This is a genomic window from Sorangium sp. So ce119 (genome assembly GCF_051524405.1).
Lineage (GTDB): Bacteria > Myxococcota_A > Polyangia > Polyangiales > Polyangiaceae > Sorangium > Sorangium cellulosum_G.
In genome coordinates, this window is sequence record NZ_CP150310.1 from 10,903,256 (window position 1) to 10,927,318 (window position 24,063).

General features: G+C 74.0%; 15 protein-coding genes. 8 read left to right on the top strand and 7 right to left on the bottom strand.

Annotated features, from left to right (window positions below; all coding sequences use genetic code 11):
* Window positions 1-727 precede the first annotated feature (727 nt).
* The 8 genes from WME76_RS41205 to WME76_RS41240 all read left to right on the top strand — a co-directional run bounded on the left by WME76_RS41205 (window position 728) and on the right by WME76_RS41240 (window position 16,008).
* Window positions 728-1,249 carry a hypothetical protein gene (locus WME76_RS41205; RefSeq protein WP_437957632.1) on the top strand — a complete coding sequence of 174 codons (522 nt, stop codon included), beginning with the start codon at window positions 728-730 and terminating at the stop codon, window positions 1,247-1,249.
* A 239-nt stretch (window positions 1,250-1,488) separates the two neighbouring features.
* Window positions 1,489-2,322: a hypothetical protein gene (locus WME76_RS41210; protein WP_437957633.1), complete on the top strand. Its 834-nt coding sequence runs from the start codon at window positions 1,489-1,491 to the stop codon at window positions 2,320-2,322.
* The gene (locus WME76_RS41215) at window positions 2,259-3,146 is read left to right on the top strand and encodes a tyrosine-type recombinase/integrase (RefSeq protein ID WP_437957634.1); all 888 of its coding nucleotides are present in this window, start codon (window positions 2,259-2,261) and stop codon (window positions 3,144-3,146) included. The genes WME76_RS41210 and WME76_RS41215 overlap by 64 nt, the downstream gene beginning before the upstream one ends.
* 81 nt (window positions 3,147-3,227) lie before the next feature.
* A complete protein-coding gene (locus WME76_RS41220) occupies window positions 3,228-4,217 on the top strand; it encodes a hypothetical protein (protein WP_437957635.1) in 990 nt (329 codons plus the stop codon).
* A gap of 111 nt (window positions 4,218-4,328) precedes the next feature.
* Window positions 4,329-5,567 carry a PP2C family protein-serine/threonine phosphatase gene (locus tag WME76_RS41225; RefSeq protein WP_437957636.1) on the top strand — a complete coding sequence of 413 codons (1,239 nt, stop codon included), beginning with the start codon at window positions 4,329-4,331 and terminating at the stop codon, window positions 5,565-5,567.
* Window positions 5,568-5,587: 20 nt separating this feature from the next.
* A complete protein-coding gene (locus WME76_RS41230; RefSeq protein WP_437957637.1) occupies window positions 5,588-10,462 on the top strand; it encodes an FIST N-terminal domain-containing protein in 4,875 nt (1,624 codons plus the stop codon).
* Between the two features lie 67 nt (window positions 10,463-10,529).
* Window positions 10,530-13,955: a protein kinase domain-containing protein gene (locus WME76_RS41235; RefSeq protein ID WP_437957638.1), complete on the top strand. Its 3,426-nt coding sequence runs from the start codon at window positions 10,530-10,532 to the stop codon at window positions 13,953-13,955.
* Window positions 13,956-14,217: 262 nt separating this feature from the next.
* On the top strand, window positions 14,218-16,008 hold the full coding sequence (locus WME76_RS41240) for a serine/threonine-protein kinase (protein ID WP_437957639.1): 1,791 nt from the start codon (window positions 14,218-14,220) through the stop codon (window positions 16,006-16,008).
* A gap of 383 nt (window positions 16,009-16,391) precedes the next feature.
* Here WME76_RS41240 and WME76_RS41245 read toward each other — a convergent pair whose 3' ends face one another.
* The 7 genes from WME76_RS41245 to WME76_RS41275 all read right to left on the bottom strand — a co-directional run bounded on the left by WME76_RS41245 (window position 16,392) and on the right by WME76_RS41275 (window position 23,894).
* Window positions 16,392-17,057 (bottom strand): superoxide dismutase family protein, encoded by a 666-nt coding sequence (locus tag WME76_RS41245; RefSeq protein ID WP_437957640.1) that lies wholly within the window; start codon window positions 17,055-17,057, stop codon window positions 16,392-16,394.
* A 393-nt stretch (window positions 17,058-17,450) separates the two neighbouring features.
* Window positions 17,451-18,434 (bottom strand): hypothetical protein, encoded by a 984-nt coding sequence (locus WME76_RS41250; RefSeq protein ID WP_437957641.1) that lies wholly within the window; start codon window positions 18,432-18,434, stop codon window positions 17,451-17,453.
* 226 nt (window positions 18,435-18,660) lie between these two features.
* On the bottom strand, window positions 18,661-19,830 hold the full coding sequence (locus WME76_RS41255; protein ID WP_437957642.1) for a response regulator: 1,170 nt from the start codon (window positions 19,828-19,830) through the stop codon (window positions 18,661-18,663).
* Window positions 19,827-21,509, bottom strand: a complete 1,683-nt coding sequence (locus tag WME76_RS41260) for an ATP-binding protein (RefSeq protein WP_437957643.1) — start codon at window positions 21,507-21,509, stop codon at window positions 19,827-19,829. The genes WME76_RS41255 and WME76_RS41260 overlap by 4 nt, the downstream gene beginning before the upstream one ends.
* 190 nt (window positions 21,510-21,699) lie before the next feature.
* Window positions 21,700-22,908 (bottom strand): hypothetical protein, encoded by a 1,209-nt coding sequence (locus WME76_RS41265; RefSeq protein ID WP_437957644.1) that lies wholly within the window; start codon window positions 22,906-22,908, stop codon window positions 21,700-21,702.
* Window positions 22,909-22,958: 50 nt separating this feature from the next.
* Entirely contained in the window at window positions 22,959-23,639 is a 681-nt protein-coding gene (locus WME76_RS41270) for a sterol desaturase family protein (protein ID WP_437957645.1), read from the bottom strand.
* Between the two features lie 66 nt (window positions 23,640-23,705).
* A complete protein-coding gene (locus WME76_RS41275) occupies window positions 23,706-23,894 on the bottom strand; it encodes a hypothetical protein (protein ID WP_061615184.1) in 189 nt (62 codons plus the stop codon).
* Between the last annotated feature and the right edge of the window lie 169 nt (window positions 23,895-24,063).

The following is a 24,063-nucleotide window of genomic DNA, read 5'->3' on the forward strand; positions in this document are numbered from 1 at the left end:
GTGCACGCGGCGGGCGCCACGGCTGCCCCTCGTCGAGGTGCGATTGACCGTCCAGGATGGAGCCGCGGCGAGGAAAGAGCGAGCCGAGTGTGAAGTCGCTCGGCTCGGGCGGCGTGCGCACCGCCTCGACGACCATGGGCGCGAATCTCCGCCGAGCCTGGTGCAGCCCGAGCTTGGATGGATCGAGCCGGTGGGGGAGGTCCGCGTGCACGACAGGCAGATCGGGATGCGCGACAGGGGTCCGGACGCGGCGACGAGGTAATCGTCTGCCGCCCGCGTTCCCGGCGAGCAGGTTCCAGCCGTTCTCTGGCCGCTGGCCTTGAACCTGTCTCTCGTGCGCCCCCATGGGGGCGAACGAGCGCTTGTTCCTCCCGCAGGTGCAAGGTGTGGTAGGCCGCCGCTGAAGTGAAGCGAGCCCGATCGCGGGTGCGCGCCGGTCGCATCCTACGCGCCGCGCCGACCGCGGCCCGCCCCTGGGTGTCGCCTCCGCGCGCGGCGCCGAGGGGCGCTCAGAACTACCAAATCGCGCCCTTGGCTCCCCCCGGTTTTCGGCGCCTCAGCGGCCCTTCCCGGAACACCTAACCCCGCGACACGACGTACTGATTTTGCCGGGCGCGTACCACGGTAGTTCGCGTCGAACTACCTTGGCCGCAGAACTACCTTTTCGGGCACCTTCCGGCGGCGTCGGTCACGGTTGCTCACGAATCAAGACGGACGGAGGAACGGCATGGCATCCGCGGCTCTCGCCCGTGGTTCGGCACAACTTGCTCTTCGTCAGGCCGACAACGGCATGCGCCCGTTCGAGCGGACGATCCGGGAGACACCCGTCGGCGGGTCACGAAGGCCCAGTGTGAGCACCCCTACGGCCACGGCCATCGCGACGTTCGCGATCCCGCTGGACGGGCTGACCATCACGGCGCCGCAGCCGGAGATGCTCTCGCAGAAGAACATCGAGTCGGTCACCGGCATCCCGCCGCGGGTCTTCCTCGATACGATCCGCGCGCCGGGCTTCCCGGTGCCGATCACGAAGCTCGGCAAGCTGCGCCTGGTCCACCGCGAGGCGTTCGTGACCTACCTCCAAGCGATGGCCAGTGAGCCGGAATCACGCCGTACGGCGGAGGCGGATGAGCGCACGCGGGTTGCCGCCGTGCTGGCGGCTGCCGGCCTCGAACCCGTCCCGTGCGCCCGTAACGGCCGAGCGAGCCGTCCTCCCGCAGACGCGAGCCGTGGTAGGCTGCCGCCGAAGTAGAGCGGGCCCGCTCGGCGCTGGGAACGCCGGACGGGCCCTTGATCGACCCCCGCATCACCGGAGACCGACCCATGACCGACGTACCCCAGCGACGGGCGCGCGCCAAGCGCTCGGCTTCGTCCACTGCCTCATCCCCTGCACCGGCGTCGACCGACCGGCGATTGCGTTCGAGCCGCCCTGGCGGGCGCCCCTCTCCGGTGGCGGATACAGCCGCGCCCGACGCGGCCTCGCCGGACTCGATGAAGCGCCCACAGTCGGCGGCTCGCGCAGCAGAGAAGCGCGCCAACGGCTCCGGTTCCGTGCGGCTGCGCGGGAAAACGTGGACCGCGCGCCTCAGCCTCGGCAGGGCCGGCCGACGCACGTTCAGCTTGCCGGCGTGCCGGACCGAGCACGAAGCCAACGCGCGGCGCGAGGTGCTGGCCGAGCTGGCCGGGCGCCTGATCGCTGCGGGACAGGTCGTGCTCGGCGTGCCCCTGCTGGAGCAGGCTGCCGCGCGCGAGGGGAACGCGCTCCGCGATGTCCGGCTCGCCATCGACCATCTGTGCCGGGGCGAAGCGCGGGCCCGCGCAACAGGCGAAACGACGTTCGCCGAATTCGCGGAGCGGGTTCTATCCGGGGAGCTCGCCGAGCAGTATCCGGATCATGTGAAGGCGATTCAAAGCGCGGACAATTATAGAACGAGACTCGCTCACGTGCTCGACGTGCTCGGTCCCGTCCCTCTCGTACGCTTCACGCTCGACCACGCCGATCACGCGATGTCCTTGCTTCCAGGGCACTTGCAGCCCGGAACGCGTCAAAAGATCGCGCAAATCATCCATCGTATATTGGCACTCGCGACGTATCCGGCACGCATCATCAGTAGCAATCCCTTGCCGCGGGGGTGGATCCCCAAAGCCGATGGTGAGAAGGCAAAGGGGTATCTCTACCCCGACGAGGACCATCGCCTGATGCGGTGCAAGGCGATCCCCCTGTGCTTCCGCATCTACTACGGCTTCCTCGACCGGGAGGCATGCGAGCTGATGAGGCCGGCAGACTCGAATGGTCGGATCTGGACCTCGACCGGGGAGCCGTAGTTCTTGACGAGAACAAGACGGACGATCCCCGCGCGTGGGCGCTCTCGCCGGACGTGGTGCGTGCGCTCCGGAAGTGGCGCGAGATCTGCCCGGACAAGGTACGCGTCTTCGTCGGGAAGTGGGGCAACGCCTTGCCGGGGCACAACGGGGCGAAGAACTTCAGAGATCACCTTCGCCGCGCCGGAATCGATCGGCCTGAGCTGTTCGAGACCACGGAGGCGAGGCTGAACATCCGCTTGCACGACACGCGTGCGACCTTCATCACGGTCAAGCTCGCAGCCGGCCGCACGGAGACGTGGATCTCCGATCGGACCGGCCACAGCTCGAGCGACCAGATCCACAACTACAAGCGCGCTGCGCGCAAGGTCGCGGAGCTCGCCTTGGGCGACTTCGCCCCCCTGGACGAGGCGCTGCCCGAGCTGGCCGACAAGGGCGGCTCGGTAGCGGGAGACGGTCCCGCGTCCGAGGAGCCGGATGCGCGCTCGACGAGCGACGAGGTCTCCCTCGCCTCGGCGCCGCTCGCCCTGGCGCTGACCCGGGGCAACGTTGTCACTTCGGCCACGGCGGACGCAGGGGTGCCCGAAGGCGTTCGGTTGGGCCCGCGTTGGGCCACGCCGGAACAGGGCCCGACCGATGACGAGCAGGAACATGCTGAAATCGTTCTGCTTTCCGCCGCTAGTTCCGCACAACCAGGGAAGAAGCCCAAGTTCGTCCCTGGTACGCCGCTCCCGGGGCTTGCGCTCCCGCGGTCCGCTGTTGTGCCCCGCCTCCGCTCCGCCCCGGGCCCGCTTCCCGCCGCCTCCCGCCCGCGAACCGTGGTGTAATCCTCTGCCCCCCGCGTCCTCGCGGGGCGCCCCTCCCGCGGTGACCCCTTGAGCGATTCAGCCCCGAAAGCGACGATCGCCGTGCTCGAGCGGAACCGCGTCGTCGGCCAGCGCATCGCCCGCGTCATGTCCGCCGCCGCCGGCATGCAGGATGTCCCCGTCGCCGGCGATCCGGGCGAGCTGCGCGCGCGACTGTCCGACCGGCCCCTCTTGCTCGGCTGCGACGCCGCCGACCTCGACCTCGCGCTCGAGTGGGCGGCCGAGCGCTACCCGAGCATGCACCTGCTCGTGTGGACCTCGGGCAACACGGACGCGGTCCTCGAGGCCGCCCTCGGGGAGCCGCGGCTCTCCAGCATCGTCGGCTGGCCGAGCTTCGCCTCCATGCCGCGGCCGTGGGAGATCGCGCTCGCCGTCCGGCGCATCCTCAAGCCGCTCGCGCCCCCGCCGCGCCTCTCCGACCTGCTCGCCTGGGGCGCCACCATCGTGAAGTGGCGCCCCCGCACGAGCGACGACCGCGACCGGACCGTCGCGGAGGTCGCGCAGTGGGCCGAGCGCGCCGGCGCCCCCGCGCGCGTCGCCGAGCGGCTCGCCGCGCTCGCGCACGAGCTGCTCATGAACGCCATGTACGACGCGCCCGTCGATGCCGGCGGGCGCCCGCGCTACACGCACGATCGGCGGTGCGACATCGTGCTCGAGGAGAGCGAGATCCCCACGCTGCGGCTCGGCGCCGACGGCGCGCACATCGCGCTCCAGGCCCACGACCCGTTCGGCGCCCTCCGGCGGCACCACGTCTTCGAGGGCATCACCCGCGGCCTGAGCGCGCGCGGCGCGGACTCCGCCCGCACCCCCGTGCTCGACACCTCGCGCGGCGGCGCCGGCCTCGGCATGCTCAAGATCTACGCGGCCGGCGCGGTGCTCGTCGTCGACGTCTCGCCCGCCGCCTCGACAACGGTCACGTCGTTCTGGGACCTCGACGTGAACCCGCGCGAGTTCCGCTCGCTGCCCGCGTCGATCCACTACTTCGAGCGCTCCACGCCCGCGATGGAGACGCTGGAGCGGAGCGCGTGGTGACGCGCGGGGGCGCGGTGACGCGCGGGGGCGCGCCGACGCGCGGCAGCGCGCCGACGCGCGGGCCCGCGGTCGCGCACGCGCGCGCCGCGCGGCCCGGCCGGGGAGGTCGCCGTGGCTGACATCGATCCGCTCCTCGCCCGGCAGCTCCGGCGCCTCGGGCTCGACGACCTCAGCGAGCCGCCCGACCGGGAGACCTGGCACAAGGTCGTCGCGCGGATCAGCGAGCACTACCGCCACGTCGCCGACGACCGGAGCCTCCTCACGCGCTCGCTCGACCTCTCCACGAACGAGATGGGCGCGCTCCACCGCCAGCTCCTCGCCGAGCGGGACCGCCTGCGCAGCGTCGTCGTGGCGATCGGCGACGCGCTCACCCTCTTCCACGACGCCGCCAGCTCGCAGGTCGAGCCGTCGATGCCGATCGAGGTCACCTCGACGATCTCGACGGCCAAGCGGCGCTTCGCGGCGAAGCTCGCCGAGCTGCTCTCGCTGGGCAGCGCGGCCCAGGGCGGCGCCGGGGCGAGCGGCTCGGACGAGGCGATCCACGAGGTCCGCGTCCAGCTCGTCGGGCTCGGCGACCGGCTCGTGCAGCTCCTCTACGACACCGCGGAGCGCGCCTCGCTGAAGAAGCAGCTCGAGGTCGCGCGCGCCGTCCAGCAGATGCTCGTGCCGAGCGACGACGTCATCGAGCGCCGCTCCCTGCGGCTCGCGAGCCACTTCCAGCCCGCGGCGGAGTGCGGCGGCGACTGGTGGACCTTCCACGACCTGCCGGACGGCCGGCTGCTCACGGTCATCGGCGACGTGACCGGGCACGGCATCTCGTCCGCCATCATCACGGGGGCGGCGAAGGCCGCCTGCGACATCGCGCGCACGTTCGGGGGCGAGGAGCTCAGCGCCGCGCAGATCCTCCGGGTCATGAACTGCTCGATCTTCGAGGCCGGGCAGCAGAAGTACCTGATGACGTGCGCCGTGTGCATCTTCGATCCCGGGGCCCGCTCGCTGACCATCGCGAACGCCGGCCACCCGTTCCCCTACCTGGTGAGGAACAGCGCCGTCCGCCAGCTCACCTCGGAGGGCGCGCCGCTCGGCGCAGCGAGCTCGGCCGAGTTCACGGCGAGCACCGTCACCCTCGAGGGCGGCGACGCCCTCCTCTGGTTCACCGACGGCGTCACCGAGTGTGAGAACGAGGCGAGCGAGCAGTTCAGCGAGCGGCGGCTGCGGGCGCTCTTCCACAGCGTGGCCAGCTCCGCGCCCGAGGAGGCGCGGGACGCGATCGTCGAGGCGGTGTCCAGGTTCCGCGGCGAGCGATCGATCGACGACGACATGACCCTCGTCGTCGCCCGCGTGCTGTAGCCTGGGGGCGAGGAGCCCCCATGATCCTCGAGACGTTCCACTACGACCGGGAGACCAGGAAGTGGTCGGTGCGGGTGCTGCCCGTGCTCGACAGCGACCGGACGCTGGTGCTGGCGTTCGGCGCGCCGGAGTTCCTGGACGACCCGGGGGCGATCCGTGAGCTGCGGCGGGCGTACCCGCGGTCGCACATGGTGGGGTGCTCTAGCGCGGGGGAGATCGCGGGCACGTCGGTGTGCGACGGGACGCTGACGGTGGCGGTGGCGCGGTTCGAGCGCACGACGCTGGCGACGGCGCAGGTGGAGGTGTCGAGCGCGTCGGACTCGTTCGCAGCGGGGCAGGCGCTGGCGCGGAAGCTGGAGCGGCGGGGGCTGCGCGGCGTGCTTGTGCTGTCGGAGGGTCTCGGGGTGAACGGCAGCCAGCTCGTGCGCGGGCTGAACGCGGTGCTGCCGGAGTCGGTGGTGGTGGTGGGCGGTCTGTCGGGGGACGGGACGCGGTTCCAGCGGACGTGGGTGTGCCTCGGGGACACGGTGCGCAGTGGGGTGGTCGCGGCCGTGGGGCTGTACGGCGAGCACGTGGTGATCCAGCACGGCTCGAAGGGGGGCTGGGACAAGTTCGGTCCGGAGCGTGTGATCACGCGCTCGTCGGGGAACGTCTTGTACGAGCTCGACGGTCGGCCGGCGCTGTCGCTGTACAAGGAGTACCTCGGGGACAAGGCGGCGGAGCTGCCGGCGTCGGCGCTGTTGTTCCCGCTGGCGCTGCGGGCGACGGCGCAGGACGAGAAGGCGCTGGTGCGGACGGTGCTTGCGGTCGACCACGAGGCGCAGTCGATGACGTTCGCGGGGGACGTGCCGGAGGGTCAGCTCGTGCAGCTGATGAAGGCGGACTTCGAGCGGCTGATCGGGGGCGCGGAGCAGGCGGCGCGCTCGGCGAGCGAGGCGGGGAGGGCGGCGGGCGACAGCGCGCTGGCGATCGCGATCAGCTGCGTGGGCCGGCGGATCGTGCTCGGGGACCGGGCCGAGGAGGAGGTGGAGGCGGTGCTGGACGTGCTGCCGAAGGGCACGCGCGTGACCGGGTTCTACTCGTACGGCGAGATCTCGCCCTACGCGACCGGCCACTGCGACCTGCACAACCAGACCATGACCCTCACCGTCCTCTCCGAGTCGCTCACGCTGCTCGCGCGGGGCGATGGCCCGCGCGAGCGGCGGCCGCGCGCCGCGAAGCGGCCGCCGGAGGTGGCCGCGCGCGTCGTCGCGCAGCCGGCGGGCGGCATGGCCGAGTTCGAGGAGATCGAGATCGCGTCCGACACCAGCTTCGACCCGCTGTCTCCCGCGTCGAGCGCGTCGAGCGGGATGCGGCTCGAGACGTTCTCCTTCTCGCGCGAGACGGGCCGGTGGTCGGTGCGCGCGCTGCCCGCGCTCGACAGCGACCGGACGCTGGTGCTGGCGTTCGGCGCGCCGGAGTTCCTGGACGATCCCGGCGCGATCCGTGAGCTGCGGCGGGCGTACCCGCGGTCGCACATGGTGGGGTGCTCGAGCGCGGGGGAGATCGCGGGCACGTCGGTGTGCGACGGGACGCTGACGGTGGCGGTGGCGCGGTTCGAGCGCACGACGCTGGCGACGGCGCAGGTGGAGGTGTCGAGCGCGTCGGACTCGTTCGCAGCGGGGCAGGCGCTGGCGCGGAAGCTGGAGCGGCGGGGGCTGCGCGGCGTGCTTGTGCTGTCGGAGGGGCTCGGGGTGAACGGCAGCCAGCTCGTGCGCGGGCTGAACGCGGTGCTGCCCGAGTCGGTGGTGGTGGTGGGCGGGCTGTCGGGGGACGGGACGCGGTTCCAGCGGACGTGGGTGTGCCTCGGGGACACGGTGCGCAGCGGGGTGGTCGCGGCCGTGGGGCTGTACGGCGAGCACGTGGTGATCCAGCACGGCTCGAAGGGGGGCTGGGACAAGTTCGGTCCGGAGCGTGTGATCACGCGCTCGTCGGGGAACGTCTTGTACGAGCTCGACGGTCGGCCGGCGCTGTCGCTGTACAAGGAGTACCTCGGGGACAAGGCGGCGGAGCTGCCGGCGTCGGCGCTGTTGTTCCCGCTGGCGCTGCGGGCGACGGCGCAGGACGAGAAGGCGCTGGTGCGGACGGTGCTCGCGGTCGACCACGAGGCGCAGTCGATGACGTTCGCGGGGGACGTGCCGGAGGGTCAGCTCGTGCAGCTGATGAAGGCGGACTTCGAGCGGCTGATCGGGGGCGCGGAGCAGGCGGCGCGCTCGGCGAGCGAGGCGGGGAGGGCGGCGGGCGACAGCGCGCTGGCGATCGCGATCAGCTGCGTGGGCCGGCGGATCGTGCTCGGGGACCGGGCCGAGGAGGAGGTGGAGGCGGTGCTGGACGTGCTGCCGAAGGGCACGCGCGTGACGGGGTTCTACTCGTACGGCGAGATCTCGCCCTACGCGACCGGCCACTGCGACCTGCACAACCAGACGATGACCCTCACCGTCCTCTCCGAGTCGCTCACGCCGCTGCCGAGGCTCGACGACGCCGGGCGTGCCGAGCGCGCCGAGCGCGCCGCGCCGACGCCGCGCACCGCGCACGACGGCGAGGAGGCGCGGCCCACCATCCGGGTGCCGGCCAACGGCCACCGCGCGTCGCGCCCCTTGCTCTCCGGGCCCGCCTCGGGGCCTGTCTCGTCGGGGCGCCTGCCCACCGCCGTGGACCGGTCGTCGTCGTCGCCGCCCTTCCCGGCGCAGCGCGCCGCGCCGACGCGGAGCGTGCCGCCCGCCGGCGCCGCCGGCCGCCACGACAGCCTCGTCTTCGACCGGCGCAAGGTCGGCGACGTCCTCGTCGTCCGGCTCGCCGGGCGCATGACCGAGTCGTTCAAGGGCGCGGCGCTCGCCAGGGAGCTCGACGGCAAGGTCCTGCTCGACCTCGCCGGCGTCGAGCGCATCACCTCGTTCGGCGTCCGCGAGTGGCTCCAGATGATCCAGGCGGCCCAGCCCCGGCTCCGCGCCCTCTACCTCGCGCGCTGCTCCGAGCCGGTCATCCACCAGATCAGCATGATCCGGCGGTTCGCCGGCAGCGGGCAGGTCGTCTCGTTCTACGCGCCCTACTGCTGCGAGTCGTGCGGCGCCCAGTTCGAGCGGCTCGTCGACTGCGCCCACGACGCGGCCTCGCTCGCCGAGGGCAAGCCGCCCGACGCCGTGTGCCCTCGCTGCGGCGGCGCCGGCGCCTTCGACGACGACGCGCCCACCTACTTCGGGTTCGTCGCGCAGCACGGCGCCGGCGCGATCCCGCCGGAGGTGCGGTCGATCCTGATCGAGCTCGAGAAGGGCGACGACCCTGTCGGCGGCGACGCGGTGGAGAAGTCGGTCGATGGGCGCGTCACGCGGCTCAAGGTCGGGAGCAGGATGACCGCCTCGCTCCGCTGGAGCCGCATCATCGACGGCCTCGAGGGCCAGGTCGTCTTCGACCTGAGCAGCGTCCCCGGCGTCACCTCCGACGGCGCGGCGCGCTTCGAGGCGGCGCTCCGCAAGCTCGACGGCGCGGTCGAGGCGGTCCGCATCGAGGGCTGTCCCCGGCTGCTCGCCGAGCGCATGGCGAGCCCCACCTGGCCGCAGCTCGCGCGCGTCGAGTCCGCGGTCGTCGAGGGCCGCTGCGCGTCGTGCGGCGCGATCCGGGCCGCGCTCGTCGAGGTCGACCGGCAGGCCGACCTGCTCCGCAGCGGCCACGACCCGAGCGCCACCTGCAAGCGCTGCAACGCGCCGCTCGCCTTCGACGGCTCCCGCTCGCTGCTCTACCTGCTCGGCGCCCACGCCGCGCGCCCGCCCTCGGCCCCGCCGCCTGCCCCCCTGCAGGCGAGCTCGTCGCCGTCGCCGCAGCCGCCGGCCGCGCCCGCGCCGTCGCCGCAGCCGCCGGCCGCGCTCGCGTCCGCGTCGTCGCAGCAGCCCGCCGGCGCGGGCGCGAGCGCGGCGTTCCTCGCGCTGCTCGCGGCGGTCGCGCTCGTGGCCGTCCTCTTCGCGTCCTTTCGCGGCGGCCGGACCCCCGCCGCGCCGCCCGCCGGGGCCGAGGCCGCGCGAGCCGCCGCGTCCCCCGCGCCCGCCGCCCCGCCGCCCACGTCCGCCGCGATGCCCGCGTCCTCCGCGACGCCCGCGCGCGCGCCGGCGCCGCCCGCGAGCGGCCGGGCGCCCTCGGGCTGGTCGTCGATCGACGACCTCCCGCCCCCGTGGGTGGAGCGGCCGTTCGTCATCGAGGGCGACATCGTCCTCGCCGTCGGCCGCGGCGGCCCCGCGGCCAGCGAGGCGGAGGCGCTCGCCGCGGCGCGCAACAGCGCGATCGAGCGCCTCGCGTCCGGCCTCGCCGGCGAGCTCTCCAGCGCCCCCGTCGCCGAGCTCCTGGCGGCGCAGCCGCCGGACGAGCCCCCTTCGGAGCCGCGCGCCGAGGTCGCCGAGCGCGTCGCCGGGCGCTACCTCGCCCAGGTCGGATCGTTCGCGACGCCCGAGCGCGTCGACGCCATCGTCCGGCGGGAGGGCGGCGGCGTCGTCGCCTTCGCGCGCTACAAGCTGCCCCGGCCGAGCTTCGAGGCGGCCGCGGAGAGCTACCGCCGGACGGCCACGTTCCAGGGGCTCACCGTGGCGCGCCTCTTCCCCCGGCTCGCGGCGGGCGTCCGCACCGCCGGCGACCTCGTCGTCGTCGCGGTGGAGCGCCCCCGGCGCGGCGCGGATCCGGCGATCGCCGCGGGGGACATCGTCCTCTCGGTCGACGATCGCGCTGTCCAGTCCGTGGAGGCCTTCGGGAAGGCCACGGCGGACGCGTGGGCGCGCACCGCGCCCGGTGGTACGGTATCGCTCCAGATCGAGTCGCGCGGCGCGCGCCGCAGCGTGCGCTTCGCGAAGTCCCAGGTCGCCGACCCTCGATGAGCACCATGACCGCCAGCCGTGCTCCCGGACGAGTGACGCTGCCGGCCCGCGCCGCGGAGGCGGGCGCATGAGCGAGCGCCACGCCGCCGGCCCGAGGAGCGCCGCGTCGCGCCGCCCCACGACGCTCGGCAGGTACCGCCTGCTCAAGAAGATCGGCATGGGCGGCATGGCCGAGATCTGGGTCGCCTCCGTCGCGGGCATCTCGGGCGTGCGGAAGATCTGCGTCGTCAAGCAGATCCTCCCGCACCTCGCCGACAGCCCCGAGTTCGTGCGGATGTTCCTCGACGAGGCGCGCATCGCCGCGACCCTGGACCACCCCAACCTGGTCCAGATGTACGACATCGAGGAGGTCGACGGCGTCCCGGTGATCGCCATGGAGTACCTCCACGGCGAGGATCTCCGGACGATCAAGAAGTCGCTCAGGACGGCGAACCGGCGGATGCCGGTCGAGCACGCGATCACGATCGCGGCCGGCGTCGCGGCCGGGCTGCACTACGCCCACGAGAAGGTCGGCTTCGACGGCAAGCCGCTCGACATCGTCCACCGCGACGTGTCCCCGCACAACGTGTTCGTCACCTACGACGGGGCCGTGAAGATCCTCGACTTCGGGATCGCGAAGGCGGCGAACCGGGTCAACGAGACGCGCGACGGCGCGCTCAAGGGCAAGGTCCCGTACATGTCGCCCGAGCAGTGCACGAGCGAGAAGCTCGATCGCCGGAGCGACATCTACTCGGTGGGCATCCTGCTCTACGAGATGTCGACGGGCAGCCGGCTGTTCCGGCGCGGCGCCACCGAGTTCGAGCTGATGCGGGCGATCGTCGAGGACCCGGTGATGCCGCCGAGCCAGGTGAGCAGCGACTACCCGCCGGAGCTGGAGCGCATCGTGCTCAGGTGCCTCGAGCGCGACCGGGAGAAGCGCTACGCGACGGCCCGGGATCTGCAGATCGACCTCGAGGCCTTCGCGCGGGAGCAGCGGCTGGCGACCTCGGCGCTCGCGCTGTCGTCGTTCATGTCGGAGCTGTTCGGCCAGCGGGTGGAGGCCTGGCGGGGCGCGCTCGCCTCGGAGTCGGAGCTCCTGTCGCACATCGTCGAGAAGCAGGCGTCGATACAGAACGACGACTCCTTCGCGGGCGAGAGCGACGCCGCCGCCTCGCCGTCGAGCCTCCGCGCGACCGAGCGCCCCGGCGGGGCGGCGACGAAGCGGTCGGCGCCGCTCTTCTCCTCTGCGTCGCGGATCGAGGCGGCGCGCGACGCCGACCCGCCGCCGCCGCGCTCCAGGCGGCACCCGTCGCTGTCGTCGTCGCCGGACACCCTCGTCGAGGCGGAGCCCGAGGGCGCGCACGGGCACGCGCCCCGCGCGCTCACGGTGACCCGGCGCAGGCTGGGCGACCTCTTGATCGTCTCGATGTCGGGGCGGATGACCGAGGAGCTCCAGGGGCTCGCTGTCGCGCGGGGCATCACCGGCCGCGTGCTGTTCGATCTCGGCGGCGTGCAGCGGGTCACGTCGTTCGGCGTGCGCGAGTGGATGGCGATGCTGGCCGAGGTCTCGCTGAACGCGTCCGAGATCTACGTCGCCCGCTGCACCGAGCCGCTCGTGAACCAGGTCAGCATGATCCGCCGGTTCTTCGGCGACGGGCGCGTCGTGTCCTTCTACGGCCCGTACCGGTGCGAGCGCTGCGGCCACGCCTTCGATCGGCTGTTCGACTGCGACCGGGACGCGCGCGTGGTCAGGACGCACGAGCCGCCCGCGAGCCCCTGCCCGCGCTGCGGCGGGGCGGCGGTGTTCGACGACGACGCCGAGAGCTACTTCGCGTTCGCGGTCAGCCACGCGGGGATCCAGCTCCCGCACGACGTGCGGGTGGCGCTCGACGAGATCGCGCGGCTCGACGCCGGCGCGCACGAGGCGATCGAGAAGACGGTGGACGAGCGCGGGACGCGCATCCGCGTGCGCTGCAACCTCGACGCGCAGGTCCGGTGGAAGCGCGCGCTCGACGGGATCGAGGGCGACCTGGTGCTCGATCTCGCGGGCGCGGCGGGGGCGACGCCCGAGGGGGTGAGGGCGCTCGAGCTGTCGCTCCGCGCGCTGGGCGACGAGGTGACGTCGATCCGGATCGAGGGCTGTCCTGTCGCGCTGCTCGATCACCTCGCCTCGGCGAGGCCCCCGCTGCGGGCGGCGGTGGTCACGGCGCTCGTGGACGGCGTCTGCGAGCGGTGCAGCGCGCCGAGGCAGACGCTGCTCGACGTGAAGGAGGCTGCCCAGGCCGCGCTCGAGGGCCGGGAGCCGTACATGCCGTGCAAGCGGTGCAACGCGCCGCTCTCGTTCGCGTCGCTCCTGCCGGTGCTGAAGCGGCTCGCCGCGGCCCCGGAGCCGGCGCGCGCCGCGCCCGGGGAGGCCGCGGCGGCGATGCGCCCCGCCGCTGCGGCGGGCGCGGCGGCGTCGGCGAGGCGCCCCGAGGCGGAGGCGGCGTCGGCATCGGGAGCGCCGTCGGCGCCGGGGGTGACGTCGTCGCCGGCGTCGTCGCCGGCGGCGTCGTCGGCGCGGGGGGCGCCGTCGACGCGCTCGCGGACCCGGGGCTCGGCCGCGCAGGCGTCGGCGGCGAACGGCCCCGGCGCGCGCTGGGCGTTCGCGGCGGTCGGGGTGTCGGCGGCGCTGCTGCTCCTCAGCGTGGCCTTCGCGATCCGGGGCTGGGGTCGCCCGCGCCCCGCGGCGAGCGCAGGAGCGGCTTCCGCGGCGAGCGCAGGAGCGGCTTCCGCGGCGAGCGCAGGAGCGGCTTCCGCGGCGAGCGCGGGCCGCGCGGCGCTGCCGGCCGAGGAGATGCCCCCCTGGATGCAGCGCCCGTTCGCCGTCGAGGGCGACGCTGTCTTCGTTGTCGGCGAGGGCACCGGCGAGAGCCGGGAGGCGGCGCTGTCGGTCGCACGCGCCGACGCGATCTCCCGGCTCGCGAGCAACGTGGCGCCGGCGCTCGCGGGGTCGGAGGCGTACGCCTTCCTCCAGGCGCGCGGCGGCGGCGAGCGGCGCGCCGGCATGGCGGAGGCCGAGGCGAACCGCTACCTGAAGCAGGTCGGCGCGTTCGCGACCCCCGAGCGCGTCGACGCGCGCTTCCAGGAGCGTGACGGCGCCGTCGTGGCGGTCGCGCGCTACCGCATGCGCAAGGACAGCTTCGACGCCGCCGTGCAGAGCTACCGGAGGACGGTGAGCGCGCTCGGGCTCACCGCGGCGCCCATCTTCCCGCTGCTCGAAGGCGAGCTGAAGACGAGCGGAGACGCCGTCGTTGTCGCCGTGGAGGACGCCGGCCCCGCGGCGTCCGCGGGCGTGCGCGTCGGCGACGTGGTGGTCGCCGTCGACGGCAGGCCGCTCGCCAACTTTAACGCGTTGCGTTATTGGCTGCAGAGCACCCGGAAGAGCGGCGAGGTCGAGCTCACGGTCGAGTCGGCCGGCGCGCGGCGGACCGTCGCGATCAAGAGGCCGGGCGGGGCGCAGGGCGGCGGCTGAGCGAGCGTCGGCGGCACCGCTCCGCTCTTGGCACCGCTCCGCCGCTGTCGAGGCGAGCGCCGCGCGCGGTGGATGAGCCCGTGGTGAGCTCCGGCCGGATGAAGCAGCGAATGCGCGCGGTCCCGCGGTCGCGCCGCGCAGGTGGTGTTGCTCTTCGACGCCGCTGAATTCGACGCGAGCGCCTCCGCGGGCGCCGCGCGCGCAGGGGGCCTACGGTATGCTGGAGAACGCGGCGCGGCGCTCTCGGTCGGAGGTCTCGAACATGCGCGGCCTGGAAGAGATCCAAGGGCTGGAGGTCGGAACCCTGATCGCGGGCAAGTACCGCGTGAACCGGCTGCTCGCCAGGGGCGCGATGGGCGCGGTGGTCGCCGCGACGCACGTGGAGCTCGGCGAGCTCCGGGCCATCAAGCTGCTGTTGCCGTCCACGGCCGCCGATCCGGAGATGTGCGCGCGTTTCCTCCGGGAGGCGCGGATCGCGGCGCGGCTCAGGAGCGAGCACGCGGTCAAGGTGCACGAGGTCGGCCGGATCGCGGGCGGCCTCCCCTTCCTGGTCATGGAGTTCCTCGCCGGCCGCGATCTCCGGGTCATCCGCAAGAAGCGGGGCCCGTTGCCCCTCGAGGAGGCGACGCTCTACGTGATCCAGGCCTGCGACGCGCTCGCGGAGGCCCACGCCCTCGGCCTCGTGCACCGCGACGTGAAGCCGGCCAACCTCTTCTTGACGCGCGCGCGCGACGGCTCGCCGTGCATCAAGGTGCTCGATTTCGGCGTCTCGAAGGTCGCGGTGTCGGGCGCGGCGTCGGCGGAGTTCGGCGAGACGCAGACGAGCACGGGCCAGATGCTCGGGACCCCGCACTACATGCCGCCCGAGCAGATGCGCGGGCAGCGCGACGTCGACGCGCGCGCGGACATCTGGGCGATCGGCTCGCTGCTCTACGTCCTGCTCACGGGCCGCTATCCCATGCATGCGCGCTCGGTCGAGACCGTCTCGCTCGTGCTCGGGGGCAAGTTCGTCCCGCCGCCGCCGTCGGAGGTCCGGCGCGGGCTCACCCCGGAGATCGATCCGATCATCCTGCGTTGCCTCGAGCGCGACCGCGACCGGCGCTGGCCCGACGTGGCCGAGCTGGTGCTGGCGCTCCGCCCGTTCGCGCCGCCGGCTGCCGAGCCGCTGATCGAGCGCATCCAGCGCGTCCTCCGCGAGGGGCCCGGCGACGCGCCGGCCAGCGCGCGCGTCCTCCCGGACGGCGCGGACGCGGCGGACGGCGGCTCGATCCCGCCGGCCTCCGGTCCCTCGACGGCGGGCGTCGTGATCGCGCTCTACCGGGGGGACCCGCTCCCGGTCGCCGCGCTGCCCGAGGTGCCGAGGGCGGCGGCCGCGGCGGGGGCGCCGAGCGAGGCGGCCGCCGCGCCGGGAAGGGCGGGCGAAGCGGCGGCCGTCGCCGGGGCGCCGAGCGAGGCCTCCAGGGGGGCGGACGGCCCGGCCGCGGCAGCGCCGGCCGGCGCTGCCGCGGCGAGCGAGGCTGCCGCGGCCCTGGGCAGGTGGCGCGTCGAGGCGGCCCCCGCGGAGATGGAGCTCGTCGACTGGCGTCCGCGCGGCGCCCTGTCGGCGCGGCTCGGGCGGCTGGTCTCGCCCTCGAGGGCGGGCTTCGGGGCGGCGGCGCTGACCGCGGCGTTCGTGGCCGTGGTGCTCGTGAGCGGCGAGCGGCGCGCGGGGCAATCGGAGCTGCCGGAGAGAGCCGAGCCATCGGAGCGATGGTCCGGGGCTCGCGCCACCGGGCCATCCCCGGCGGACGCACCCGAGACCGCGGCGGGCAGCGTCGATCCCCCTGGTCCGGCCTCCCCGGCGGCCGCGGCCCCCTCCGCGTCGCTCTCGCCGTCGCCGCGGCCGGCGGCGGGCCTCCAGCGCGAGGAGCCTCGGGATCAGGCCCGGCGCGTCGAGCACGGCACCCCTGCGCGCGCCGCGGCCGCTCCGAAGCTCCCCGCGAGCAGGAGCGTCCCGGCTCCCGGTCCCTCCGCGCGGCGGCAGGCGATCTCGGTCAGCGCTGCTCCGCGATGACGCCGTGACAGGCGATCTCGGTCAGCGCTGCTCCGCGATGACGCGGCGGAGGGCGACTCCCGTGCTTCCTGCGGAATCCCCTGGTTTGCAGCCCTTCTCAGCAGAGAAATTGAACAGGGAGGCGGGGAGACGGGGAGGATTTGCAGATTTTTTTCTCCCCGCCTCCCCGCCTCCCTGTGAATCTTCTCAAGAATTCGAGGGGATGCCTCGGCAGAATTCGAGAGGACGCCTCGGCCGTGCTTCGGGAGGCGGCGATTCCGTGTCGCGGCGGAGGGTGACTCCCGTGCTGCGGAGCGCGCGACTCCCGCTGGGCGGGGAGAGGCGCGCTCCGGGGGCGGATGAGGCGGACTCGACGTCTCATCCGCGCGACGCGGCGGGCTGCGTCACTTGCTCTGGCCGATGACGCCGCAACCGATGCGGCCTCCGGCGTTGCCGGCGGGCTGGCTGCCGTCGTCCTGCTTCTCGTGGACGATGATGGCGCGGCCGAGGAAGGAGTTCGGAGCGCCCTGCTTGAGGCTCGCGCCCTTCGCGACGATCTCGTGGGTGCCGGTGCCGTCGGCCTTGACCTCGATGTTGCCGAGATCGCCGAGGTGGTGGGCCGAGGCGTCGGGGAGGCCGTGCTGGTGGTTGTCGGGGTTGTAGTGCGCGCCCGCGCTCTTCGCGTCCGGCGCGCTGCAATCGCCCGTCTCGTGCACGTGCACGGCGATCTTGCCCTTGGGGGCCCCCGAGACGTTGACGGTGACCTTCACGCCGCCGTCGACCTCGGCGAAGGTCGCCGAGCCCTTGAGCTTCGATTTGGTCCGCGCCTCGATGGGCACCTCGACCGTCACCGGCGCCGCGGCCGCGGGCGCCGCGCTGCCGCCCTCGGGGGTGGCCGCGGCCTCGGGCGCGGGCTCCGCGGGCGCGGCGGGCGCGGCGGGCGTCTCCGGCGCCGGCGCCGGCTGGGCGGGGACGTCGGGGACCGCAGGAGCCGGCTCGGGGGAGCCGCCGCACGCGGCGACGGCAAGGGCAAACGAGGCGAGCAGCGAGAGAGAGTGGGCCGGTTTCATCACAGCGAGACCTCCAGGTTCGTGAAGCGTTGGACCTGCGCCGTCTCGTAGAGCGGACCCGGCGTGCGATCAATCGGCGAGCTCGACAATCGTCAGGTGACGTCACCGGCGCGGCCGATAGGGAGATGAGATAAGGCAGACGAGATACGGTGATGCACCGGGGGGCGTGAAGGAATTTCCTGAAGCCGCGCGCGCTCATCGATGCTCCCGGCGGAGCGCGGCGAGCGGCTCCGCGGCGCGATGCCGCGAGCTCCCCCCCAGGGCGAGGGCGATCGACGGGGGTGTTCCCCGGTCACGACGGCACGAGGGCCGTCGATGAGCTGTCGTGAAGGGGCCCGACCTCGCGGCCGGGGGAGCGAGGCGCGGAGTCTGGCTCCGCGCCCCGCGGCAGGCTCACTGCTGGGCCGGGCAGCCGATCGGCGCGGTGCCGACGACCACGTCATCGATCCACATCGTGCGGGGCTCGTCGCTCTGGTAGGACTCCCAGCCGAAGCCGATGCTGGAGAAGGTCGGCGCGGTCCACTCGTAGTTCTCGATGTTGTTGGCGCAGCCCTGGCCGGTCCCGGACATCTTGAGCTCGGAGATCTCCGTGCCGTCCATCCAGAAGCGCATCTCGTTCTTCGGCCCGTCGAAGCTGAACTCGACGCAGGTCCACTTGCCCACCGGGACGACCTTGCCCTCCGCGTGGTGCCAGCAGTCCGTCGCCGGCCCGGTCGGCGGAGTGGTCCACTGCCCGGGCGTATCGTAGTTCGCCATGAGCTGGCTGCCGCCATCGATCGGATGCTGGCCGCCGTAGCGGTAGACGGCCGTGTAGGGCATCCCCTCGAAATCCTTGCCCGGAACGGTGCCGGAGCCGTCGATGATGGTCCAGTGCACGTCCGTCGCAGGCGCGGACTCGAGGAAGAACATCATGCGTCCGTGGACGACGTTGCCCTCGACCGGCAGGGCAGCCGTGTCCGCGAACTGGATCATGGCGGACTTGTAGTTGTCGTCTCCCGAGCTCTCGGGCGTGGTCACCTTGACGGACTTGGTGCCGCTGAACGCCTTCGTCGTGTCGACGGTGACCGCGGAGCCATCCTTCGCCGTGTAGACCTTCCACTTGCCGCCGGGCGCGCCCTGGCCCTCGTACGACTCGAAGTCGTCGCAGACCAGCGCGCCATCGGCACACGCCGTGTCGCCGCCGCCCGCGCCGCCGCCGCCCGTGCCGCTGGCCGTGGTGCTGTCGCCGCCCGTGCCGCTGCCGGTGGTGCTGCCGCCGCCCGTGCCGGTGGTGCTGCCGCCGCCCGAGCCGGTCGACGTCGATGTCGCCGTCGCGCCGCCGCCGTCGTCATCCGAGCACGCGGCCGCGCCCATTCCAGCGCTCGCGAGCAGGCCCATCAAGCTAATGCAATATCGAAGCTTCATGTTCGTTCTGTCCTCCGCGGCGACTATGCACGAGGGCATGGCGCGGTTCAAGAACGAATGGCTTGACCGGATCGCCCGGTCGACGGGCCAGAACTCCCATGCCCCCTGCGGGTTCGGTGCAATCGATCACACCCTGAGGCGCCCCCGGAGACTGCGCTGGAGAGCGCCTTTCGCGCCGCCGGGAGCGCGCCTCTCCTCCTCAGGCCTCGCCCGGGCCGCCGCGCTCCGCGCCGCCCTGGGGCGCGCCGGGCGACATCGCATAGAGCCTCTCCTCTCCCTGCTTGCCCCGGATCCGCACCATCGCGGGCACCGCGCCTGCCGGGCTCCCGGCCGCGGTGAACGTCGCCTCATCCATCAGCAGGCCGCCGGCCCCGGCCTGCGCCTGGATCCGAAACGCGGTGTTCACGCGATCGCCGATGATCGTGAACTCCCGCCTGCCGCTCGATCCGATGCTCGCCAGGAGGACGGGCCCTGTCGCGAGCCCGAGCCGCGTCGGGAAGGCGGGCCGCCCGTGCGCGCGCTGCTGTTCGTTGAAGTCCGCGATGGCCCGCTGGATCCGCTGCGCCGCCGCGAGCGCGTCCGGCGCGCTCCGGAAGAACGCGAGCATCCCGTCGCCCACGTACTTGTCGACCTCGCCCTGGTGGTCGTAGACGACCTGCGCCACCGTGGCCATGTACAGGCTGAGATCCGCGAGCAGCGGCCCCGGATCTTCCTGCTCCGAGAGCCGCACGAACTCCTCGACGTCGCTGACAAGCACCGTCAGCACCTCGCGCGCCGGCGGACTCGGCCTGTTCGACGACACGCTCTCCTCGATGCTCTCCCACGCCCGGTCGGACAGGTAGCCGCGCAGCGCCGCCTGCATCTGGCGGACCTGCGCGTAGCGCTCCTCGAGCTCCTTGCGCTGCCGCTCGAGCTCCCGGCGCTGCCGGTGCAAGAGGAGCTGCGTCCCCACCCGCGCCAGCACCTCGCGCAGCTCGAACGGCTTCGTCACGTAATCGACGCCGCCCGCCTCGAACGCCGCCACCTTGTCGCCGATGCCCGTCATCGCGCTCAGGAAGATGACCGGCACGTCCGCGGTCCGCGGGTCCGCCTTCAGCCGGCGGCACACCTCGTAGCCGTCCATGTGGGGCATGTTCACGTCGAGCAGGATGAGGTCCGGCGGCACCGCCGCCGCCGACATCAGCGCCATCGCGCCGCTGATCGCCGCCCGCACCTCGTAGCCCTGCGCCGTCAGCATCGAGGTGAGCAGCGACAGGTTCGCCGGCATGTCGTCCACGATCAGGATGTTCGCGGGCTCTTCCCGCGGGCGCTCCGGCCGCGCCCCGGCGTTCGGCGCGCGGGGCGCCCGCTTTGCATCGCTGTCCGTCATGACGGCTCCTCCTCGTCTGCGCTCGATAGCGCCAAGATGCTGTCGAAGCGATACCCCCGCGCGAGCTCGGCGACCGCCCCCGCGAGCTCCGCGTCCTCCGGCCGGAACCGCTCGATCGTCGCCTGCACCGCCTTCGCGTCGAGCCGCGTCGCCGCCCGCCGGAGGTCCTTGCGCAGCGACGGGGGCAGCTCGGCCGCCGCGCGCGCGAGGTCGACGCCCCGCGCCGGGTCGACGCCCCGCGCCGGCGCCGGCCAGCCCGCGGCGTCGACCTCGCGCGCGCGGATCTCCTGGTCGAAGCGGGCCCCGAGGTGCTTCGTCAGCAGGCCGAAGATGTCCGCGTCGCGGAGCGGCTTGCTCACGAAATCGTCGCACCCGGATTGCAGCGCCAGCGCACGATTCTGCTCGAACGCGCTCGCCGTCATCGCGACCACGACCGTCTCGCGCCCCCGCGGGCTCGACTTGATCCGGCTCGCCGTCTCGTAGCCGTCGAGCAGCGGCATGCGCAGGTCGAGCAGGACGAGGTGCGGCGCCCACGTCTCCCACTGCGCCACGGCGCCGAGCCCGTTGGTCGCGCTGCGCACCTCGACGCCCACCGAGTCGAGCAGCTTGACCAGGCAGTGGCGCACGTCCCACCGGTCGTCGACCACGAGCACGCGGTACCTCGGCTGGCCCGGCGAGAGGCCCACGACCCGCAGCGACCGCGGCGCCGCGCCGGGGCGCGCGCCCGCCGGGTCGACCAGCGTCAGGCGCACGTCGAAGCGGAGCGTCGTCCCGCGGCCGGGCTGGCTCTCCACGTGGATGTCGCCCCCCATCATCCGCACGATGCGCCGGCTGATGTGCAGGCCGAGGCCCGTGCCCTCGCGCGACCTCCGCCCGCTCGCCGTCTGCGCGAACGCCTCGAACAGCTCCGCGAGCTCGTCCTCGGCCATGCCCCGGCCGGTGTCCGTCACCTCGAACGACAGCCGCGCCCGCCCCGCCGCCGCGCCGTCGTGCGCGCCGCCGGTCGAGCGGCGCGCCCACACGCGCAACGTCACCGAGCCCCTCGGCGTGAACTTCAGCGCGTTGCCGAGCAGGTTGATCAGCACCTGCCGCAGCTTGCCCTCGTCGCCGTGCACGCGCTGCGGCACGTCCTGCTCCCGCTCCACGCTCAGCGTGAGCCCCCGCTTCTGGGCCTCGACCGCGAACATCTCCGACAGGCCCGAGAGCATCTCGTGGAGGTCGAAGTCGACCTCGGCGAGCGTCATGCGGCCAGCCTCGATCTTGGCCATCTCGAGGATGTCGTTGACGAGGCCGAGCAGGTGCTCGCCGCTCTTGCAGATGACCGCGAGGTTCTCGCGGTGCCTGTCGCCGAGCGAGCGATCGCGCTCCATGAGCTGGGCGAAGCCGAGGACCGAGTTGAGCGGCGTCCTCAGCTCGTGGCTCATGTTGGCGAGGAACGCGCTCTTCGCCCGGCTCGCCGCCTCCGCCTCGGCCTTCGCCCGGCGCGCCTCCTCCTCGGCGCGGCGCGCCTCGACGAGCTCCTCGCAGAGCCGCTGCTCCGCGGCGCGGCTCACCGCGAGCTCCTGCGCCCTCCGCTCGAGCTCGCGCTCGCCGTCGCGGAGCCGCCGGCGGAGCGCCCAGAGGACGACCACGAGGAGCGTCGCGACGACCACGGAGGCGGAGATCCCGACAAGCTGCATGCGATGTGCCCCCACCCAGCGCACCCGCGGCGGGAGGGGCCGAGCGCCGGTCCCGTCGGAATGCAGCGATCAGCGTACAGGAGTTCTGGACAGCGCGCGGCGCCGCGTTCGACCGCGGCGCGCTGGATCGCCCGCGGGAGGCGCCGCGCTCGTCAGGCGGGACACGGAACCGCCTCGCCGCAGCGCGGCGCTACGGCGCGCCGGCGTCCGGCTTCGCGCGCCGCGGGGGCGTGGCGGCCCCATCCGGCGGCGGCGCGCCGGCGTCCGGCGTCGCGCGCTGCCGCGGCGTGATGACCGCGTCCGGCGGCGGCGCGCCGGCATCGCCGCGCGGCGCGTCGCTCGCGTCGTCGCCGCTCGTGTCGTCGCCGCGCGGCAGCCGCGGCGCGGGCGCCGGCGGCAGCGCGGGCTGGCGCAGGCCGCGCAGCGAGGAGAGCCGGTCGACGAGGGCGCCGGCCTCCTCGGCCGACAGCTTGACGCGGGCGTGGAGCGCCTTGCCCTCGGCGTCGATCGCGACGCGCTCGAGCAAGGCCCCGAGGCCGATGAGCCGCGTCGCGAGGTCGCCCGCGCGCGCGTCGCGGGCGGCGCGCAGGGCCGCGCCGAGCTCGGCGCAGGGGGCCTCGGCGTCGCACAGGACGACGCCGTGGACCGCGATCTCGGGGCCGAGGGCGACGCCGACGCCGGCGGCGCGGATGGACGCCGCGGGCGACCGGCCTGCGCCGCTCAGCGCGAGGTCGCGCCCGAGCTCGGCGCGCTGCTCGGGCGTGAGCACCACGGTGACGCGCGCCGCGCCCTCGCCTACCGCGCGGGCGATGTCGTCGTGCGCGCCGCTCGGGCCGACCGCCGGCACGCGCCCGTCGGCCGCGTCGACCATGGCGCGCAGGTACGCCCCGCCGCCGAGCAGGATCGGCCCGCCGGGGCGCACGGCGATCTCGCCGCGGCCCTCGGCGCTCGAGTCCCGCACCGCGCGGAAGCTGCCGAGCGTCGTGACGACCGGCTGCCCGCCGCGCGCCTCGATGACCTTCGAGGCGCACGCGAGCAGCGCCTCGTCCTGCGCGGCGCCGGCCGCGGCCAGACCGAAATCGCCGCCCTCGCCCGCCGCCGGGATGCCGATCGCGACCTCGGTCAGCGCGGCCACCGGGTCGAAGCCGCACACGTCGCGCACCTTGCCGAGCCCGGGGATCTCGCGCTCCTCGCGCAGGAAGGGGGCGAACGCGGGCGAGGCGCGCAGCGCCGGCAGATCGAGCGTCGCGACGAGCAGCGCGCCCGCCGGCACGGCGTCGAGCGCGCGGGGCGCGGCGGGCGGCGTCTCCTGCCGCCGGCCGAGGAGCCAGGCGAGCCCGCCGCCGAGCAGGACGCCGACGAGCAGGAGGATGAGCCCGTCTCTCGTCCGCGTCTGCACGCGCGACCGTTAGCACACCGCCGCGGCGGCTGTCCCGGCGCGCGCGGCGGCTAGGCGCCGTCGCGCGGCCGCGGCGACCAGCGCGTCCCGCGGACGAGGTCGAACAGGGGCACGGTGACGTTGAAGTTCCAGCGCTTCATCAGCCGCGGGTCGTGGTGCCTGCGGTGGTGCTCGCGGAGCCGCGCGAGCCCCGGGATCCGGTACACCGGGCTGCCCTCCGGCAGGTGATACGCGAGGTGCAGCCACTCGTAGCTCACGAAGAACGCCATCGCCGTCGCGAGCCCGAGCAGCGCCGCGTCCCGCGAGAACAGCACGCCCGCCGCCGCGGCGAGCGGCAGCAGCAGGGCGAGGACGAGGAGCGCCGAGTAGGGCGGCATCAGCACCAGCCAGAGCTCGCGGGCGCTCCGCAGCGCCATGTCATCCGCGGTGAAGGCGAGGTGGTGCTCGCGCTCGTGCCGCTCGCGCAGCGCGCCGAGCAGCGGCGCCCGCCGGTGCAGCACGTACCTGTGCGCCCACCACTCGAAGCCGAAGGCGAGCAGCAGCGTCGCCGGGACCGCGAGGAGCTCGACGGTCTCGACGGCGTCCACGAGGCCCACCGCCGCCGCGAGCACCGCGACGCCGAGCGCCGTGGGGGCCGCCAGGTGCAGCGCCGGGCGGTACCCGCGCGGGATCCGCGCCGCGATCCGCGCGCGCCGCCGCGCCCGCGGAGGAGCCGGCTCGTTCACAGCCATCAAAAAACTATGAATTCCAAAAAAACAGAACGCAAGCGCGGGGCGGGCCGCCCGCGGGGGGCGCGCTCAGCCTTCCTGGCGCCCTTCCGGCGTCTCCGCGCCGTCCTCGGGCGCGCCTCCGTCCGCCGCGGGCGCGTTCCGCTCGAACAGCCCGCCGATGGCCTCGCCGATGCGGCCGATCTTCGCGGCGAGCAGCACCACGATCAGCAGGAAGGCGGTGAGGGCGATCTCGTTCTGGGAAGCGCCGAACAGCATGTGCCGAGGTCTACCACGCTGCGCGCCGAGCGGGTGCTGGCGGGCGCGCTCGGCGCGGCGCGCGGCGGCGCCCGGCGACGTCAGGCGACGTCAGGCGCGAGGAGGCGCGGCGGCGGCGGGAACATCGCGGGTCCGCGATCGCGTTTGACAGCCCGCCTGCGACCGTTGA

Bases quoted from the DNA above. Each gene is read 5' to 3' on its own strand.
- WME76_RS41205 (WP_437957632.1), top strand. From the start codon at position 728: ATGGCATCCGCGGCTCTCGCCCGTGGTTCGGCACAACTTGCTCTTCGT.
- WME76_RS41210 (WP_437957633.1), top strand. From the start codon at position 1,489: ATGAAGCGCCCACAGTCGGCGGCTCGCGCAGCAGAGAAGCGCGCCAAC.
- WME76_RS41215 (WP_437957634.1), top strand. From the start codon at position 2,259: ATGCGAGCTGATGAGGCCGGCAGACTCGAATGGTCGGATCTGGACCTC.
- WME76_RS41230 (WP_437957637.1), top strand. From the start codon at position 5,588: ATGATCCTCGAGACGTTCCACTACGACCGGGAGACCAGGAAGTGGTCG.
- WME76_RS41235 (WP_437957638.1), top strand. From the start codon at position 10,530: ATGAGCGAGCGCCACGCCGCCGGCCCGAGGAGCGCCGCGTCGCGCCGC.
- WME76_RS41240 (WP_437957639.1), top strand. From the start codon at position 14,218: ATGCGCGGCCTGGAAGAGATCCAAGGGCTGGAGGTCGGAACCCTGATC.
- WME76_RS41245 (WP_437957640.1), bottom strand. From the start codon at position 17,057: ATGAAACCGGCCCACTCTCTCTCGCTGCTCGCCTCGTTTGCCCTTGCC.
- WME76_RS41250 (WP_437957641.1), bottom strand. From the start codon at position 18,434: ATGGGCCTGCTCGCGAGCGCTGGAATGGGCGCGGCCGCGTGCTCGGAT.
- WME76_RS41255 (WP_437957642.1), bottom strand. From the start codon at position 19,830: ATGACGGACAGCGATGCAAAGCGGGCGCCCCGCGCGCCGAACGCCGGG.
- WME76_RS41260 (WP_437957643.1), bottom strand. From the start codon at position 21,509: ATGCAGCTTGTCGGGATCTCCGCCTCCGTGGTCGTCGCGACGCTCCTC.
- WME76_RS41270 (WP_437957645.1), bottom strand. From the start codon at position 23,639: ATGGCTGTGAACGAGCCGGCTCCTCCGCGGGCGCGGCGGCGCGCGCGG.
- WME76_RS41275 (WP_061615184.1), bottom strand. From the start codon at position 23,894: ATGCTGTTCGGCGCTTCCCAGAACGAGATCGCCCTCACCGCCTTCCTG.